Consider the following 16,751-nt stretch of genomic DNA (forward strand, 5'->3'; position numbering starts at 1 on the left):
CGGCCGCCCATCACGGAAGAACCAATGAAGATCAGGAAAGTCGAGCCCCTGCACGTGGGGCAGTTCATGTTCGTGCGCGTCACCACCGACCAGGGGATCACCGGTTACGGCGAGGCCGGCACCTGGGGCCACATCGAGGCCGCGGGCGCCTGCATCCGGCGCTTCGCCGAATACCTGGAGGGCAAGGACGCCTTCGCGATCGAGCACCACTGGAACGTGATGCACCGCTTCAGCTACTTCCAGGGGCTGGCGGAGAACGCGGCGATCTCCGCCATCGACATCGCCCTGTGGGACATCAAGGGCAAGGCGCTGGGCGTGCCGATCTACGAGCTGCTGGGCGGGGCCGCGCGCCGCAAGGCGCGCATCTACGGCCACATCTACGAGAACACGATCGAGAAGATGCTGGTGGAGTGCCAGGCCAAGATGGAGGCCGGCTTCAACGCCTTCGGCCACCTCAACCCCTTCCTGGACGAGGGGCACGACCAGGTCTACTTCAAGACGCACATCAAGAAGATGCGCGACGCGATCGACAACACCCGGCGCATGCGCGAGGTGGTGGGCGACCGGGTGGACCTGCTGATCGAGATCCACCGCCGCCTCACGCCGGCCGAGGCCATCGTGTTCGCGCGCGGGATCGAGGACACGCACCCGATGTTCATCGAGGATCCGATCCGGCCGGAGGGCCCCGACGCCATGGCGCGCGTGGCCGAGAAGATCCACATCCCGATCGCCACCGGCGAGCGCTTCGCCACGATCTACGAGTTCCAGGCCCTGCTGGCGCGCGGCGGCGTCGAGTACGCCCGGGTGGACGTCTGCCTGTGCGGCGGCATCACCGGCGCGCGCAAGGTGGCCGCCATCGCCGAAGCGCACCAGGTGCAGGTGGTGCCGCACAACCCGCTGTCGCCGATCGGCCTGGCGGCCTGCCTGCAGCTGGACGCGGCGATCCCGAACTTCGCGATCCAGGAATACGCGACCGGCTTCGAAGCCGGGATCTTCGAATCCCGCCCCGAGCACCTGGGCAGCAACATCGTCGACCAGGTGCCGCGGCCGGACAACGGCTTCGTGGACATCCCCTCGGGCCCGGGCCTGGGCATGAACCTGCTGCCGGACGCGCAGAGGATCCGGCCGCCGCTGTCCAAGCCGATCTCCATGCGGCCGCATTTCGACGGGTTCGTGGTCGACCAGTGACGGACCCGTTCCAAGGTTGAGCTGGGATGAAGCCGGGCCAGCTTCATCCTGTAGCGCAATGGGGTTCCGCTCCCCCCGTACGCTGCGTAAACTGGCCAGACATCGGAGGTCAATCCATGCGTCCACGGATCCTGTCGGTCTTCCTGCTGCTCGCAGCGCTGCTCGCGCCCGTGGCGCCGGCCTTCGCGGCCTGGCCCGACAAGCCTATCCGGCTGATCATCCCCTCGGCGGCGGGCGGGGCGCCCGACGTCCTGATGCGCGCGCTCTCGGCGCAGCTGTCGCAGCAGCTGGGCGTGCCCTTCGTCATCGAGAACAGGCCGGGCGCCTCCTACACCATCGGCACCATGGAGCTGGTGCGCTCGCCGGCGGACGGCTACACGCTCGCCTACGCCAACGTGGTCTCGCTGGCGACCAACCGCTCGCTGCTGCCCAACGTCCCCTACGACGTGGACAAGGACCTGACCCTGATCTCCAACGCGCTGCGGGTGGTCAACCTCATGGCGGTGAACAACAGCGTCCCGGTCAGGAGCGTGCCCGAGCTCATCGCGTACGCCAGGAAGAACCCGGGCAAGCTGGCCTTCGCCTCCGACGGCAACGGCACTACCTCCCACCTGGGCGTGGAGCTGTTCAAGTCCATGACCGGCACCTTCATGCTGCACGTGCCGTACAAGGGCGCGACGGCCGCCGTCACCGACCTGATCGGCGGCGGCGTGCAGCTGTTCATGGCGAACACGCCGGTGCTGGGCCCCCACGCGCAGGCCGGACGGGTGCGGGCGCTGGGCATCTCGTCGCCGCAGCGTTCGCCGGCCTATCCCGACATCCCCGCGATCGCCGAGGCCGTGCCCGGCTTCGAGGTGGTGGCCTGGGGCGGCCTGGTGGGCCCCGCCAACCTGCCCAGGGAGATCGTCCAGCGCCTGAACAGCGAGATCCGCACGGCCCTGGCCACGCCGGCCGTGCAGGAGCGCTTCAAGGCGCTGGGCGCCGAGGCCGCGCCCAGCACGCCGGAGGAATTCCGCGAGCTTGCGCGCAGCGAGACCGCCAAGTGGGCCAAGGTGGTCAAGTCCTCCGGCGCCAAGCTCGACTGAGGCGAAAGATGCACGACCTCTTCGACCTCCTCATCCGCAACGCCGACATCGTGGACGGCACGGGCGCGCCGCGCTTTCCCGGCGACATCGGCATCCGGGGCGACCGCATCGAGCGCATCGGCGACCTGGCGGGCCGCAGCGGCCGCACCGAGATCGACCTGGGCGGCCGCGTCGCCGCGCCCGGCTTCATCGACGCCCACACGCACGACGACCGCCTGATGCTCTCGGGCGGCGACATGGCGCCCAAGGTGAGCCAGGGCGTGACCACGGTGGTCGGCGGCAACTGCGGGATCTCGCTCGCGCCCATGCCGCGGCCCATCCCGCAGCCGGTCACGCCGCCGCTCAACCTGCTGGACGACCAGGGCGGCTGGTTCCGCTTCCCCACCTTCGCCAGCTACCTGCAGGCGCTGCGCGAGCAGCCCGCCGCGACCAATTGCGCCATGCTGGTGGGCCACACCACGCTGCGCGTGGCGACCATGGAGAACCTGGAGCGTCCCGCCACCCCGGACCAGGTCGCGCGCATGCGCGCCCTGGTGCAGGAGGCGATGGAAGCCGGCGCCATCGGCGTGTCCACCGGCCTGTTCTACGAGCCGGCGGTCGCCGCGCCGACCGAGGAGGTGATCGAAACCTGCCGGCCGCTGAAGGACTTCGACGGCCTGTACTGCACCCACATGCGCGACGAGGGCGACCGGGTGATCGAGTCGCTGGAAGAGACCTTCCGCATCGGCCGGGAAGTGGGCGTCACGGTGGTGATCTCCCACCACAAGGTGATCGGCAGCAGGAACTATGGCCGCTCCGAGGAGACGCTGGCCTTCATCCGCAGGAACATGGCGCTGCAGCCCATCTGCCTGGACTGCTACCCGTACACCGCCGGCTCCACCATCCTGTCCTGGGACCGGGCCGCCAGCTCGGCGCGCGTGATCGTCAGCTGGTCCAAGGGCCTGCCGCGGTTCGCGGGCCGGGACCTGGCGGACGTCGCGCGCGAGCTGGGCGTGTCCCAGGAGGAGGCGGTGCGCCGGCTGACGCCGGCCGGGGCCATCTACTTCCGCATGGACGAAGCCGACGTGCAGCGCATCCTGCAGTTCGACGACACCATGATCGGGTCCGACGGGCTGCCCCACGATGCGTCGCCGCACCCGCGCCTGTGGGGCAGCTTCCCGCGGGTGCTGGGCCACTACGGGCGCTCGCTCGGCCTGTTCCCGCTAGAGACCGCGGTGCACAAGATGACCGGACTCACGGCCGCCAAGTTCGGGCTGGCCGACCGCGGCGTGCTGAGGGAGGGCGCCCATGCCGACCTGACCCTGTTCGACGCGGCGACGGTGGACGAGGCCGGCACCTACGCCCGGCCGATCGCGCCCGCGCGCGGCATCGACACGGTCGTGGTGAACGGCAGCATCGTCTGGCGCGAGGGCCGCGCCAGCGGCGCGCGGCCGGGACGGGTGCTGGCCCGGCAGGCCGCAGGCGGGGGGCGCTGACATGCCCCGTGTGCTGCAGGAGATGGAGACGCCCGCGCTGCTGCTGGACGAGGCGCGGATGGAGCGCAACATCGAGCGCATGCGCCGCCAGGTGGAGCGGCTCGGCGTCGCCTTCCGCCCGCACGTGAAGACGAACAAGTGCATCGAGGTGGCGCGCCGGATGATGACCGGCCCGGAAGGGCCGATCACCGTCTCGACGCTGCTGGAGGCGGACTACTTCGCCGGCCACGGCGTGCGGGACATCCTGTACGCGGTCTGCATCGCGCCCAACAAGATGGACCACGTGCTGGCGCTGCAGGCGCGCGGCGTGCGCATGTCCATCATCCTGGACAGCGTCGAGGCGGCCCGGCTGGTCGCGCAGCGGCTGGCCCATGCTCCGGCCGGCATCGGCGTGCTGATCGAGATCGACGCCGACGGCCACCGCTCCGGCGTGAAGCCGGAATCGCCCGAGCTGCTGGACATCGCGCGCACGCTGGAGGCCGGCGGCGTTGCGGTGCGCGGGGTGATGACGCATGCGGGCAGTTCCTACGACTGCCGCAGCGCGCAGGCGCTGCGCGCCATGGCGGAACAGGAACGGCGGGCGGTGGTGCTGGCCGCCGGGCGTCTGCGGGCGGCCGGCATGGCCTGCCCGGTGGTCAGCGTGGGCGCCACGCCGACCGGGCTGTTCGCCGAACACCTGGAGGGCGTGACCGAGCTGCGCGCCGGCGTCTACGTGTTCTTCGACCTGGTGATGGCCGGTATCGGCGTCTGCGACGTGGACGACATCGCGCTGTCGGTGCTGGCCACCGTGATCGGCCACCAGCGCGAGAAGGGCTGGACCCTGCTGGACGCCGGCTGGATGGCCATGTCACGCGACCGCGGCACCTCGTCCCAGCCGCTGGACCAGGGCTACGGGCTGGTGTGCGACCTGGACGGGCGGCCCCTGCAGGACTACATCCTGGTGGGCGCGAACCAGGAGCACGGCATCATGGCGCGCCGGCCGGGCGCGGGAGCCGACACGCTGCAGCTGCGGGTCGGGCAGCAGGTCCGGATCCTGCCCAACCATGCCTGCTCCACCGCCGCCCAGTACGGCGAGTACCAGGTGGTGCGGGGCGGGTCGCAGGTCCGCGCCACCTGGAAGCGCTTCAGCGGCTGGTAGGCCGCCTCCGGGGGCGTACCGGTCAGTCGAGCTTGATGTTGGCGGCGGCGACCACCTGGGCCCAGCGCTTGCGTTCCTGCGCGAAGAACTGGTCCTGCTCCTGGGGCGTCATGGTCACGACCTCGGCGCCCTGGCCGGCCAGCCGCGCCCGCACGTCCGGGTTGCGGATGGCGCGTATCAGCTCGGCGTTGAGTTTCTGCACCACGGCTTCCGGCGTGCCTTTCGGGACCAGGACACCCTGCCACGTGCCGGACTCGAAGCCGGTGGCGCCCTGCTCGGCGATCGTCGGCGTGTCGCCGATCAGGGGCATGCGGGTGCGCTTGGAGACGCCCAGCAGCTTGAGCTTGCCGCTTTGCACGTGCGGCAGCGTGGCCAGCATGCCGTTCATCAGCACCTGGGTCTGCCCGCCCACCGTGTCCTGGATCGCCTGGATGCCGCCCTTGTAGGGGACGTACTGCCAGCGCGCATCCACGGCGCGCTGCAGCTCCACGCCCGCCAGGTGCGGCGCGCTGCCGGTGGCCGTCACGGCGAAGTTGAGGTCCTTCTGCCTGGACAGCGCGACCAATTCCTTCAGGTTGTTGGCGGGCACCGAGGGGTGGACCACCAGCAGGTGCGGCGAGTAGGCCAGCATGGCCACGCCGCGCAGGTCCTTGGAGGGGTCGAAGGGCAGCTTGGTGTACACCGACGGCGTGATGGCGAGGGCGCCGACGTCGCACAGCACGAAGGTGTGGCCGTCCGGGGCGGACTTGGCCACGAAGTCCGTGCCCAGGTTGCCGTTGGCGCCGGCCTTGTTCTCCACGATGACGGTCTGCTTCAACCCCTCCTGCAGCAGCGGCTGGAGGGTGCGCGCGATGATGTCCGACGAGCCCCCCGGCGGGTAGGGCACGACGATGCGGATGGTCTTCGAGGGCCAGGCCCCCTGGGCGGACACGGCGGGCGCGGCGAGGGCGGCCGCGGCGGCGGCCAGGGCGTGACGGCGGGTGAGTGGCATGCGTTCGTCTCCTTGGTGGTTCCTGACTGTGGCTCACGGCGGCGCGGCCGATCGTAACGAGCCGTTCGCCCGGCTCAGGACGCGGCCGGACGCGATGCCCGGCGGGCGCGCGGGGGCGATGCGAGCTGCAGGAGCAGGCGCCGGAACGATTCCGCCGCGGGCCGCAAAGCGCGCCCGCGGCGCCGGATGATGCCGATCGTGCGGCTCAGGCTGGGCTCCTCGAGCGCGATGGACGCAAGCCGCCCGCGCGGGGGCATGGCCAGGCGCGGCACCACGCCGATGCCCAGTCCCGCCTCGACCAGGCTGACGAGCGCGGGCACGTGGCGCACTTCGCAGAACCACTCGGGCTTGCGCGCCAGCGGCCCCAGCGCCTGGTCCAGCAGGAAGCGGTTGCCGCTGCCCTGCGCGAGGGACACGTAGTCGTGCTTGGCGAGCTCCGCCCAGGTCACGCGCCGCTTGTTGGCCAGCGCATGGTCGCGCGGGCAGGCAACGACGAAGGGGTCCTCCAGCAGCGGCTCGAACTCGATGTCGGGTTCCTGCGTGCCGATGTAGGTCAGGCCCAGGTCCGCCTCGCCGTTGGCCACCGCCAGCAGGATGTCCGCGGACGATTCGTCGATCAGCCGCACGCGGATGCGGGCGTGCAGCTGGTGGAACCGGCCGATCACGGCGGGCAGGAAATACCCCACGGCCGAGGGCACGCACGCGACCGTGACCTCGCCGGAGATGCGCTGCGCGGAATCGGCGATCCCGAGCAGCGCGCCCTCCAGCTCGTTCATCACGCCCCGTGCCTTGTGCACGAAGGTGCGGCCGATCGCCGTCAGCTCCACGCTGCGGGTCGTGCGCACGAACAGGTCGACGCCCAGGGCTTCCTCCAGCTTGTCGACCCGCCGGGAGACGGCGGACTGCGACAGGTGCAGGCTGCCGGCGGCCGCCCGGAACGAGCCGAGGTCCGCCACGGCGAGGAAGGCGCGCAGGTCCGCCAGGTCGAAATTCATGTGTGCGACGCAAGAGTCGTTCTGATTTTTGCACTTTACCGTTGAATCGGCCGCTGACACGATGGCCCACCAGAAACACAGAACGAAGAGACAACGCTAGCCATGGCCCGCTTCCGCCCGCATCCCGCAGTTCCCCCGACGCGCCGCAGCTGGCTGCGCGCCGCCCTCGCCGCCGCCGGCCTGGCCGTGCTTCACGCGCCGGCTTTCGCCACCCCCGCGGCCTGGCAGCCGGAGCGGCCGATCCGCCTGGTCGTGCCGTACGGGCCCGGCGGCAGCTCCGACGTCATCGCCCGCCTGCTGGCCGCGGAAATGGCCAGGACGCTGGGACAGTCCGTGGTGGTCGACAACAAGGGCGGCGGCTCGGGCCTGATCGCCATGCAGGAAGTCGCGCGCGCCGCGCCCGACGGCCATACCCTGGTGCTGGGGCACGTGGGCACCCTGGCGGTGAACCCCGCGATGCTGGACAAGCTGCCCTACTCGGACAAGGACTTCGAGCCGATCGGGCTGCTCGCCAAGGTGCCGATGGTGTTCGCGACGGGCGCCAAGGTGCCGGCCAAGACCCTCCCGGAGTTCATCGCCTACGCCAAGGCCCACCCCGGCAAGCTCACCTACGGGTCGGCCGGCAACGGCAGCGCCGGCCATCTGGCCTTCGAGATGCTCAAGGTGGCGACCGGCATGGATGTCACCCACATCCCGTACAAGGGCACCGGGGCGCAACTCAACGACCTGCTCGCCGGCACCACCGACGCCGCCTCCGCCGGCCCGCCCGGCTTCATGCAGCACGTCAAGGCGGGCCGCATCCGCATCATCGCCAGCGGCTCGGCCCAGCGGCTGGCCGCGCTGCCCGAGGTGCCCACGGTGGCCGAGCAGGGCTATCCCGGCTTCGACAGTTCGCAATGGTTTGGCCTGCTGGCGCCGGCCCGCACCCCGGCCCACGTGGTCGCCCGCATCCACGCGGCCGCCGAGCAGGCGCTGCAGGTTCCCGCGGTGCAGGAGCGGCTGAAGGCGGACGCCACCCTCGCCAGCCCGATGAACGGGCCGCAGTTCGCGGCCTTCATCAAGGCCGAGCGCGAGCGCTGGGGCGAGGTGGTCCGCAAGTCGAAGCTGAAAGCGGAGTAAATGCCCTGTCCCTTCCGGAGCAAGCAATGAACGCCCGTATAGAAGCCGTGCCGCCGCTGTCGGAGGCCGACCTGCTGGACCTCGGCACCCGCGCCTTCCAGGGGCTCGGCCTGCCGGCCGCGGACGCGCGGCAGGTGTCCCGCATCCTCGTGATGGCCGACCTGTTCGGTCTGGGCACGCACGGCCTGAGCCGCATCGAGTCCTATGGCGAGCGCCTGGCCGTGGGCGGCATCAATGCGCAGCCGCGGATCACCGTGGAGCGGGTGGCGCCCGCGCTGTCCAGGGTCAATGGCGACAACGCGGTCGGGCCGCTGGTGGGCATGCGCGCGCTGGAGGCGGCGATGGAGGCGGCGCGCGAATGCGGCGTCGGCGTGGCGCTGGCCCGCGCAAGCAACCACTTCGGTCCGATCTCGCCGTACTCCCTGATCGCCGCCGAGGCGGGTTTCGCCAGCATCATCGGCAGCAACGCCACGACCACGATCGCGCCCTGGGGCGGCAGCGACGCGCGGCTGGGCAACAGCCCCATCGGCTTCGGCGTGCCGCATCCCGGCGGTGACCCGTTCCTGCTGGACATGGCCATGAGCGTGGTGGCCCGGGCCAAGATCCGCGGCGCACTCAAGCGCGGCGAAGCCATCCCCGCCAGCTGGGCCACCGACGCCCAGGGCCGTGAGACGACGGACCCTGCCGCCGCGCTGGACGGCTTCCTGCTGCCCATCGGCGGTCACAAGGGATACGGCCTGGCGCTGATGGTGGACCTGTTCGCCGGGCTGCTGTCCGGCGCCGCGTACCTGACCCACGTGAAGTCCTGGTCGCAGGCGCCGGAGCAGCCCCAGGACCTGGGGCACTTCTTCATCCTGATCGACACCGCCCGGCTAGGCTCGACCGAGTGGCTGGCCGCGCGCATGCGCGACTTTGCCGCCATCCTGCATGACAGCCCGCCGGCCGACCCGTCCCGGCCGGTGATCGTGCCGGGCGAGATCGAGCTCGGCAAGCTGCGCCGCCAGCGCGAGTCGGGCGTGACGCTGGACGGCGCGACGTACCAGCTGCTGCAGCGCCACGCCGCGGCCGCGCCGGCCGCGGCAGCCTGAACCTCCTGCTCCACCCACCCAAGGACGACCGTGAAGAAACTGCTTGCCCATCTCGCCCTGTCGCTGGCCGCTCTCGTCGGCGCCTCGGCGGTGGCTGCCGCCGACTACCCCAGCCGGACGATCAAGATCATCGTCCCGTTCGCGCCCGGCGGCGGCTCGGACGTGATCACGCGGCTGATGGCCGACAAGATGGCGGTGGACCTCGGCGTGCCCGTCATCGTCGACAACAAGCCCGGCGCCTCCAGCATCATCGGCACCGACGCGGTCGCGCGCGCCGCGCCGGACGGCTACACCATCCTGATGACCAACAGCGCGATCACCAGCAACCCCTGGCTGTTCAAGCTGCCGTTCGACACGGCCTCGCTGGTGCCGGTCACCATGATCGCCTCGGCGCCCCAGCTGCTGGTGGCGCATCCGTCGGCGCCCTTCAAGACGCTGAAGGAACTGGTGGCGTATGCCAGGGCGAACCCCGACAAGGCCTCCGTGGGCACCGCCGGCGCCGGCCAGCTCTCGCACCTGTCGGCCGAGCTGCTGCAGCGCATGAGCGGCACGCGCCTGACCACGGTGCACTACAAGGGCAGCGGCCAGTCGCAGTCCGACCTGCTGAGCGGGCAGATCCACATGTCCTTCGGCACGGCCCCCGGCTTCATGCAGCACATCAGGAACGGCAAGGTCGTGCCGCTCGCCGTCTCCGGCGCCGAACGCATCGAGGCGCTGCCGGACGTGCCGACGGTCGGGGAACTGCTGCCCGGCTACGACCTGACCAACTGGTTCGGCATCTTCGCGCCGCCCGGCACGCCCAGGCCGATCGTCGAGCGGCTCTACCAGTCGGTCAGCCGCACGCTCGCGCATCCGGACATCGGCGAGCGCCTGGTCAAGGACGGCTTCAAGGCCCGCAGCATGGCGCCCGCGCAGTTCGACAAGACCGTCCGCGACGAAATGGCCTACTGGCAGAAATTCGTCAAGGACAACAACCTGAAGATCGACTGAGCCGCCCATGAGCACCGAGGATCCGGCCAAACCGGTCGCGCCGGAGCGGCTGCGCGACTTCGTTGCCCGCGTCTACCGCAGCGCCGGCGTTCCCGAGGCCGACGCGGCCTTCGTGGCCGACACCCTGGTGCAGGCCGACCTGTGGGGCCACCAGTCGCATGGGGTGCTGCGGCTGGGCTGGTACTACGCGCGGCTGCGCTCCGGCGCCATGCGGCCGGTGACGGCGCCGCAGACGGTGGTCGACGCCGGCGCGGTGGCGGTGATCGACGGCAAGGACGGCGTCGGCCAGGTCATCGCGCGCCATGCGACCGAGGAGGCGGTGCGCCGCGCCCGCTTGCATGGGGTGGGCGTGGTGTCGGTGCGCAATTCCAACCACTTCGGCACCTGCATGTACTTCACGGGCATGGGCGCGAAAGCCGGCTGCATCACGCTGCTGACCACCAACGGCGGGCCCAACATGGCGCCCTGGGGCGGCGTGAAGAAGATGATAGGCACCAACCCCTGGTCGGTGGGGGCGCCGGCCGGGCGGCATGCGCCGATGATCATGGACGTGGCGAACTCCGGCGTGGCCCGGGGCAAGATCTTCCTGGCGCAGCAAAGGCGCGAGCCCATCCCCGACGGCTGGGCCATCGACAAGGACGGCGCCCCCACCACCGACCCGCGCGCCGCGCTGGAGGGGTTCATCCTGCCGATGGCCGGACACAAGGGCTACGCGATCGGCGTCATCGTGGACATGCTCTCCGGCGTCCTGTCCGGCAGCGCGTTCCTGGACGACGTCCACGGTCCCTACGACCCCGTCAACCGCAGCGGGGCGGGCCACTTCTTCGCCGCCTTCAACCTCGAAGCCTTCCAGCCGCGCGCGCAGTTCGACGCGCGCATGGAGGAGTACATCGCCCGCCTGAAGGCGGTGCCGGTGGCGCCCGGCCACGCCGAGGTGTACTACCCCGGCGAGCTGGAGGCCAGGAACGAGGCCCGCCACCGCCGCGAAGGGCTGGTGCTGCCCGCGGACACGCTGGCCGACCTGGACCGGGTGGCGCACCTGGCCGGCATCGGCGACTATCGCCTGCGGGATTGAAGGAGGAGGCAAGCCGATGGCGCAACTTCGCATCCCCGCCGTGTACATGCGCGGCGGCACCAGCAAGGGAGTCTTCTTCCACCCCGCCGACCTGCCGGCCGATCCGGTGCGGCGCGACCGGCTGCTGCTGCGTGTCATGGGCAGCCCCGATCCGTACCGCAAGCAGATCGACGGGATGGGCGCGGCGACGTCGAGCACCAGCAAGGTGGTCCTGGTGTCGAAGTCCACGCGTGCGGACTGCGATGTCGACTACCTCTTCGGGGCCGTGTCCATCGACACGCCGGTGCTGGACTGGTCCGGCAACTGCGGCAACCTCAGCGCGGCCGTCGGTCCCTTCGCGATCTCGCAAGGGCTGGTCCAGGCGCCGCGCGACGGCATCGCGACCGTCCGGATCTGGCAGGCCAACATCGGCAAGATGATCGTGGCCCGCGTGCCGATGCAGGACGGCGAGGTGGTGGAGGAGGGCGGCTTCGAGCTGGATGGCGTGACCTTTCCCGGCGCGGAGATCCGCCTTGAATTCCTGGACCCGGGCGGTGGCGAGGAGGATGGGGCGGGGCCCATGTTCCCCACCGGCCGCAGGATCGACCTGCTCGAGGTGCCGGGCATTGGCAGGGTCGAGGCCACGCTGATCAACGCCGGCAATCCCACGATCTTCATCGACGCCGCCACCCTGAGGCTGGCCGGCACGGAGCTGCAGGAGGACGTCAACGGCGATGCGGCGCTGCTGCGGCGCGCCGAGGCGATCCGGGCCGCCGGGGCGGTGGCCATGAAGCTGGCGGCCAGTGCGCAGGAGGCGAGCACCTTGCGCCTGCACACCCCCAAGCTGGCGTTCGTCGCGGCCCCCGCGCCTTACACGACCTCGGCTGGCAAGTCGATCGCGGGCACCGACATCGACCTGCTGGCCCGCATCTTCTCCATGGGACCACTGCACCACGCGATGACGGGCACCGGCGCGGTCGCGATCGCCGTGGCCGCGGCCATCCCCTCCACCCTGGTGAGCCGCCTGTTCGCGGGCGGCGCCAGGGGCGAAGTGCGCTTCGGCCATCCTTCGGGCACCTTGGCGGTCGGCGCCGAGGCCCGTCAGGTGGAAGGCCAGTGGCAGGTGGCCAGGGCCATCATGAGCCGCAGCGCGCGGCGGCTCATGGAGGGGTTCGTCCGCGTGCCCGGCTGAGGTTGCGCGAACGAACGCCGGTTCAGGCCACCGGCCTGAACTGGTAGCCGCCGTCCGCCGTTTCCATGGTGCCGAACGCCGGGAACGGGAAGTGGAAGCCCCCCGTGAGCGCGCGCTCCTTGACCATGCTGTCGAACACGCGCCGGCGCGTCACGCGGGCCATGTTCGGGTCCATGTCGAAGACGACGGCCCAGTCCGGGCTGCGCGCGAACAGGGAGGGGATGTTGGTCACGTCCGCCACGTAGTTGAAGGACTGGCCCCCGGACCTGACGTTGAAGATGCACATCCCCGGCGTGTGGCCGAAAGCCGCGCTGGCGGTGATGCCGGGCGCGATCTCCGCCCCCGGTTCGAAGCGCACCAGCTGTTCGGCGGAAAGGCTGCCGAACACCCGGCGGGCGTTCTGGAAGGCGCCCTTCGCGGCCGGGGGCGCGGCCTCCATGCGCGCCTCGTCCATCCAGAAGGCATGCTCCGGCGCCGGCACGTGCACCTTGGCGCGCGGGTACACCAGCGAGCCGTCCTTGGCGCGCAGCCCATTGATGTGGTCGCCGTGGTAGTGGCTGATCACCACGTCCGTCACGTCCTCGAGCTTGAAGCCGGCGGCCTCCATGTTGGCGCGCAGGCGCCCGGTGGTTGGCGGGCCGTTGTCCGCGAAGCCGGTATCGAAGAGGAAGCGGCGATTACCGCTCACGACCAGGAAGGGCGTGTAGGGCACGTCCACATAGTCCGTGGGCAGGCCCTGCGAGGCCAGCAGGGCCTTGACCTGCTCCAGCGGCGCGTTGGTCACGAACTCCTGGCCCAGGGGGCGGCGCACCACCCCGTCGTTGATGGCGACCACTTCCATCGCCCCCAGCTTCATGCGCCGGAAACCGGGTGCCGCGGGCGTCGGCGTGCCCAGGTTGGGCGAGGATTGCTGTGACCACACCGAGCTGAAGGCCAGGCCGGTTGCGCCGAAGAACGCCGTGCCCAGGAAGTTTCTCCTGTCCATGCTTGTCTATGTCCTTGAGGTTGGGTCGATGGGGAAAATGGAGCCGGCAGAAGATACGCGAAACAGGCGCGAAACAGGCGAGCCGTGCAGGCGCTCTGCCATGCTCGCCGCGTCCGCCGGCATCAAGCTCGATTGATCCGCCTGGTGCGGCGGCGCTCGCGCGGGGCCGGCCGCAGCAGTTCTTGCAGCCGCGTCTCCACCTCCTGCTGCGTGCGCCGCGCCCGCAGCGCGATGACGTGCGGATCCACCTTCAGGCGCAGGTCCGTGAGGATGGCCGAGTCCTCCCAGGGCTCCCAGGGCTGGCCGATGCGCGAGGGCACCTCGAAGGCCATCACCGCGCTCCGTGGACGCGGGCCGCGCGGGGGGGCGGCCGGGTGGAAGTCAGGACGTCAGCCATGCCGGCAGTGTCGGCCTGCCGTCGGGCTGGTCATGTGGGAGGCCGGCTGTTGCCGCTGGGCGCCGGCGCCATTCGGCTGAGTCGGAAAAGCGGAAATCCAGCCTGTCCGCCCGCGCACGGCATGGCCCAGCTGCTATCGCTTGTGTAGCGGCCGAGTCGATGCGCACGGCTGAGGCCGACGTGGACTGACGGGGGAGAAGTGGTGGGTCCTGCAGGATTCGAACCTACGACCTACGGATTAAGAGTCCAAATCAAGACTCCGCGTGTCTCTGAATTACACCACAGGCCACAAGCTTTCACCGACGGAGCAACAACTCTGGGCGCTCTACAAACTGCAGGGGAGTAAGTTAGCTCAGCGCGTTTATCGAACCGAAGCGCCCGCCTTAAGGACACGGACCCGAGGGGCGCATAGCGGGCTGGATCCCGAAGCGGTTTGGCTCTCGAGCTCGCTGTTCCAGCTCAAACCGTTTGGCAGGGCGTGCCGGGAGCAGCCCCTGCCGCGGTCATTGACGTGTCAACGCTAAACTCAGCCGTACCGGGGCCACAAACCTCATGGACGGTGCAGTTCGACCGGGGAGGGGAATGAACAAGAAAGACCTGTCCGAGAGCGACATCTGCGACAAGTTCATCCGACCTGCCATGGAAAAGGCGGGCTGGGATGGCATGGTGCAGGTGTACCGAGAGTTTCCGCTGCGCGCCGGGCGGGTCGTTATCCGTGGACGCCGGGCCAAGCGTGACACTTCGACGGTGCTCAGGGCTGACTACGCCCTGTTTTTCAAGCCCAACATCCCCCTGGCCGTCGTCGAGGCCAAGGACAACAACCACGCCATGGGCGCCGGCATGGCGCAGGCGATTAACTACGCCCAATTGCTGGATGTGCCATTCAGCTTCGCGAGCAACGGCGACGGCTTCGTCTTTCGCGACGCCACACTGAGGGACGGGGTGCTCGAACGCAATCTGGCGCTCGACGAGTTCCCGTCACCCACCGAGCTGTGGGCACGCTACTGCGCCTCGAAGGGCTGGACGCCCGAAGTGCGCCAGGTCACCGAGCACGACTACGCGCCGGCCAAGACCCCGCGCTACTACCAGCTCAACGCCATCAACCGCACGGTCGAGGCAGTGGCCCGTGGCCAGAACCGGGCACTGCTGGTCATGGCCACCGGCACCGGCAAGACCTACACCGCCTTCCAGATCATCTGGCGGCTGTGGAAGAGCGGCGCCAAGAAGCGCATCCTGTTCCTGGCCGACCGGAACATCCTCATCGACCAGACCATGGTCAACGACTTCCGGCCCTTCAAGGGCGCGATGGCCAAGCTCAGCCCCCACGCCAAGGGCGTCGAGGTGGTCGACAGCCAGGGCAAGACCACGGTGGAAGACGTTGACCTGGCTATCAACCGCGCCACCAAGCAGGTCAACAAGAGCTACGAGATCTACCTGTCGCTGTACCAGGCCGTCAGCGGCACGGAAGAAGACCGCAACATCTACAAGCAGTTCTCGCCCGACTTCTTCGACCTCATCATCATCGACGAGTGCCACCGCGGCAGCGCCGCCGAAGACTCGGCCTGGCGCGACATCCTGAGCTACTTCAGCACCGCCACCCAGATCGGTCTGACGGCCACGCCTAAGGAAACCGCCGACGTGTCCAACACCGACTACTTCGGTGAGCCCGTCTACACCTACAGCCTGCGCCAAGGCATTGAAGACGGCTACCTCGCCCCGTACAAGGTGATCCGCGTCGACCTCGACAAGGACGCCTTCGGCTGGCGCCCGCCCGAGGGTATGACCGACAAGCTGGGCAACGTCATCGAAGACCGGGTCTACACCGGCGCGGACATGAACCGCAAGCTGGTGCTGGAGCGCCGCGACGAGGTGGTGGCGACCAAGATCACCCAGTACCTGAAGGCCACCAACCGCTACGACAAGACGATCGTCTTCTGCGAAGACATCGAACACGCTGCGCGCATGCGCCAGGCCCTGACCAATGCCAACGCCGACCTCTGCGCCACCCAGCCCAACTACGTGGTGCAGATCACCGGCGACAACCCCGAAGGCAAGCGCGAGCTCGACAACTTCATCGACCCCGAGAAGACCTACCCGGTCGTCGCCACCACCTCCAAGCTGATGAGCACGGGCGTGGACGCCCAGACCTGCAAGCTGATCGTGCTGGACCAGAACATCAAATCGATGACGCTGTTCAAGCAGATCATCGGGCGGGGCACGCGGCTGCGTGAGGACCTGGGCAAGAGCTGGTTCACCATCCTCGACTTCAAGCGCGCCACCGAGCTGTTTGCCGACCCGGCCTTCGATGGCGACCCGGTACAGGTCTATGAGCCGGGCCCCGACCAGCCAGTCGAGCCGCCGCAGCCACCGGAGCCGCCCCAAGGCGGAGCCGATGGACTACCGGGCGCTCAGCCAGTAGGCCCCGGCCCCCTCATCGGCGGCAACGATGGTCTCGCCGAGCCCCGCAAATACATCGTGGGCGGCAGCGTCAACGTGGCCGTGGCGCGCGAGCGCGTGCAGTACCTGAACGCCGACGGCAAGCTGGTCACCGACAGCCTGCGTGACTACACCCGCATCAACCTGGGCAAGGCCTACGACTCTTTGGACGGCTTCCTGCAGGCCTGGAACAGCGCCGAGCGCAAGGCCGCGCTGATCGAGGAATTGGAAGCCCGCGGTGTCTTCCTGGAGGCACTGGCCGACGAGGTGGGCAAGGACTTCGACCCCTTCGACCTGCTGCTGCATGTGGCCTACGACCAGCCGCCGTTGACCCGGCGTGAACGCGCCCAGCGCGTGAAGAAGCGCAACGTCTTCACGCAGTACGGCCCGGTGGCACGCCAGGTGCTGGAAACGCTGCTGGACAAGTACGCCGACGAGGGCATCACCACTATCGAGAGTGACGCCGTGCTGCGCGTGCAGCCCTTCACCGACCTGGGCTCACCCGTGGAGCTGATCCGCAGCTTCGGCGGCCGCCCCCAATACCTGAAAGCCCTGGCCACGCTGGAGCGCGAGCTCTACGCGCCGCCGCAGGCCTGACCGACCCTCACTGATCCCCTC

Annotated in this window: 14 protein-coding genes; 10 read left to right on the forward strand and 4 right to left on the reverse strand. The window is 69.7% G+C overall.

The window, feature by feature from the left end; genetic code table 11:
• Positions 1-24 precede the first annotated feature (24 nt).
• The 4 genes from RTA_RS06335 to RTA_RS06350 all read left to right on the forward strand — a co-directional run bounded on the left by RTA_RS06335 (position 25) and on the right by RTA_RS06350 (position 4,886).
• Positions 25-1,188 carry a mandelate racemase/muconate lactonizing enzyme family protein gene (locus RTA_RS06335; RefSeq protein WP_013900557.1) on the forward strand — a complete coding sequence of 388 codons (1,164 nt, stop codon included), beginning with the start codon at positions 25-27 and terminating at the stop codon, positions 1,186-1,188.
• A 116-nt stretch (positions 1,189-1,304) separates the two neighbouring features.
• Positions 1,305-2,273 (forward strand): Bug family tripartite tricarboxylate transporter substrate binding protein, encoded by a 969-nt coding sequence (locus RTA_RS06340; protein ID WP_013900558.1) that lies wholly within the window; start codon positions 1,305-1,307, stop codon positions 2,271-2,273.
• Positions 2,274-2,281: 8 nt separating this feature from the next.
• Positions 2,282-3,748 (forward strand): N-acyl-D-amino-acid deacylase family protein, encoded by a 1,467-nt coding sequence (locus RTA_RS06345; protein ID WP_013900559.1) that lies wholly within the window; start codon positions 2,282-2,284, stop codon positions 3,746-3,748.
• Position 3,749: 1 nt separating this feature from the next.
• The gene (locus RTA_RS06350) at positions 3,750-4,886 is read left to right on the forward strand and encodes a DSD1 family PLP-dependent enzyme (RefSeq protein WP_013900560.1); all 1,137 of its coding nucleotides are present in this window, start codon (positions 3,750-3,752) and stop codon (positions 4,884-4,886) included.
• A 22-nt stretch (positions 4,887-4,908) separates the two neighbouring features.
• Here the strand turns inward: RTA_RS06350 and RTA_RS06355 are convergent, their stop codons facing one another.
• Positions 4,909-5,877, reverse strand: coding sequence for a Bug family tripartite tricarboxylate transporter substrate binding protein (locus RTA_RS06355; RefSeq protein WP_013900561.1), 969 nt, complete (start codon positions 5,875-5,877; stop codon positions 4,909-4,911).
• Between the two features lie 74 nt (positions 5,878-5,951).
• Positions 5,952-6,872, reverse strand: a complete 921-nt coding sequence (locus tag RTA_RS06360; protein ID WP_041675117.1) for a LysR family transcriptional regulator — start codon at positions 6,870-6,872, stop codon at positions 5,952-5,954.
• Positions 6,873-6,974: 102 nt separating this feature from the next.
• On the opposite strand from RTA_RS06360, the gene RTA_RS06365 reads away from it, so the two are divergent.
• Genes RTA_RS06365 through prpF form a run of 5 tightly spaced genes read left to right on the forward strand, consistent with a single transcriptional unit; the run spans position 6,975 to position 12,315 of the window.
• Positions 6,975-7,991 carry a Bug family tripartite tricarboxylate transporter substrate binding protein gene (locus tag RTA_RS06365; RefSeq protein ID WP_013900563.1) on the forward strand — a complete coding sequence of 339 codons (1,017 nt, stop codon included), beginning with the start codon at positions 6,975-6,977 and terminating at the stop codon, positions 7,989-7,991.
• A gap of 26 nt (positions 7,992-8,017) precedes the next feature.
• Positions 8,018-9,079, forward strand: coding sequence for an Ldh family oxidoreductase (locus tag RTA_RS06370; RefSeq protein WP_013900564.1), 1,062 nt, complete (start codon positions 8,018-8,020; stop codon positions 9,077-9,079).
• Positions 9,080-9,109: 30 nt separating this feature from the next.
• The gene (locus RTA_RS06375) at positions 9,110-10,069 is read left to right on the forward strand and encodes a Bug family tripartite tricarboxylate transporter substrate binding protein (RefSeq protein ID WP_013900565.1); all 960 of its coding nucleotides are present in this window, start codon (positions 9,110-9,112) and stop codon (positions 10,067-10,069) included.
• Between the two features lie 7 nt (positions 10,070-10,076).
• On the forward strand, positions 10,077-11,144 hold the full coding sequence (locus tag RTA_RS06380; RefSeq protein WP_013900566.1) for an Ldh family oxidoreductase: 1,068 nt from the start codon (positions 10,077-10,079) through the stop codon (positions 11,142-11,144).
• Positions 11,145-11,160: 16 nt separating this feature from the next.
• Entirely contained in the window at positions 11,161-12,315 is a 1,155-nt protein-coding gene (gene prpF, locus RTA_RS06385) for a 2-methylaconitate cis-trans isomerase PrpF (protein WP_013900567.1), read from the forward strand.
• Between the two features lie 22 nt (positions 12,316-12,337).
• Here prpF and RTA_RS06390 read toward each other — a convergent pair whose 3' ends face one another.
• Both RTA_RS06390 and RTA_RS06395 read right to left on the reverse strand, forming a co-directional pair.
• Positions 12,338-13,300 (reverse strand): MBL fold metallo-hydrolase, encoded by a 963-nt coding sequence (locus RTA_RS06390; RefSeq protein WP_013900568.1) that lies wholly within the window; start codon positions 13,298-13,300, stop codon positions 12,338-12,340.
• 122 nt (positions 13,301-13,422) lie between these two features.
• Entirely contained in the window at positions 13,423-13,632 is a 210-nt protein-coding gene (locus RTA_RS06395) for a hypothetical protein (protein ID WP_013900569.1), read from the reverse strand.
• Between the two features lie 647 nt (positions 13,633-14,279).
• Here RTA_RS06395 and hsdR point away from each other — a divergent pair.
• Positions 14,280-16,730, forward strand: a complete 2,451-nt coding sequence (hsdR, locus tag RTA_RS06400; protein ID WP_013900570.1) for an EcoAI/FtnUII family type I restriction enzme subunit R — start codon at positions 14,280-14,282, stop codon at positions 16,728-16,730.
• Positions 16,731-16,751 lie beyond the last annotated feature (21 nt).

The sequence above is a fragment of the Ramlibacter tataouinensis TTB310 genome, assembly GCF_000215705.1.
In the GTDB taxonomy this organism is placed as follows: Bacteria; Pseudomonadota; Gammaproteobacteria; order Burkholderiales; family Burkholderiaceae_C; genus Ramlibacter; species Ramlibacter tataouinensis.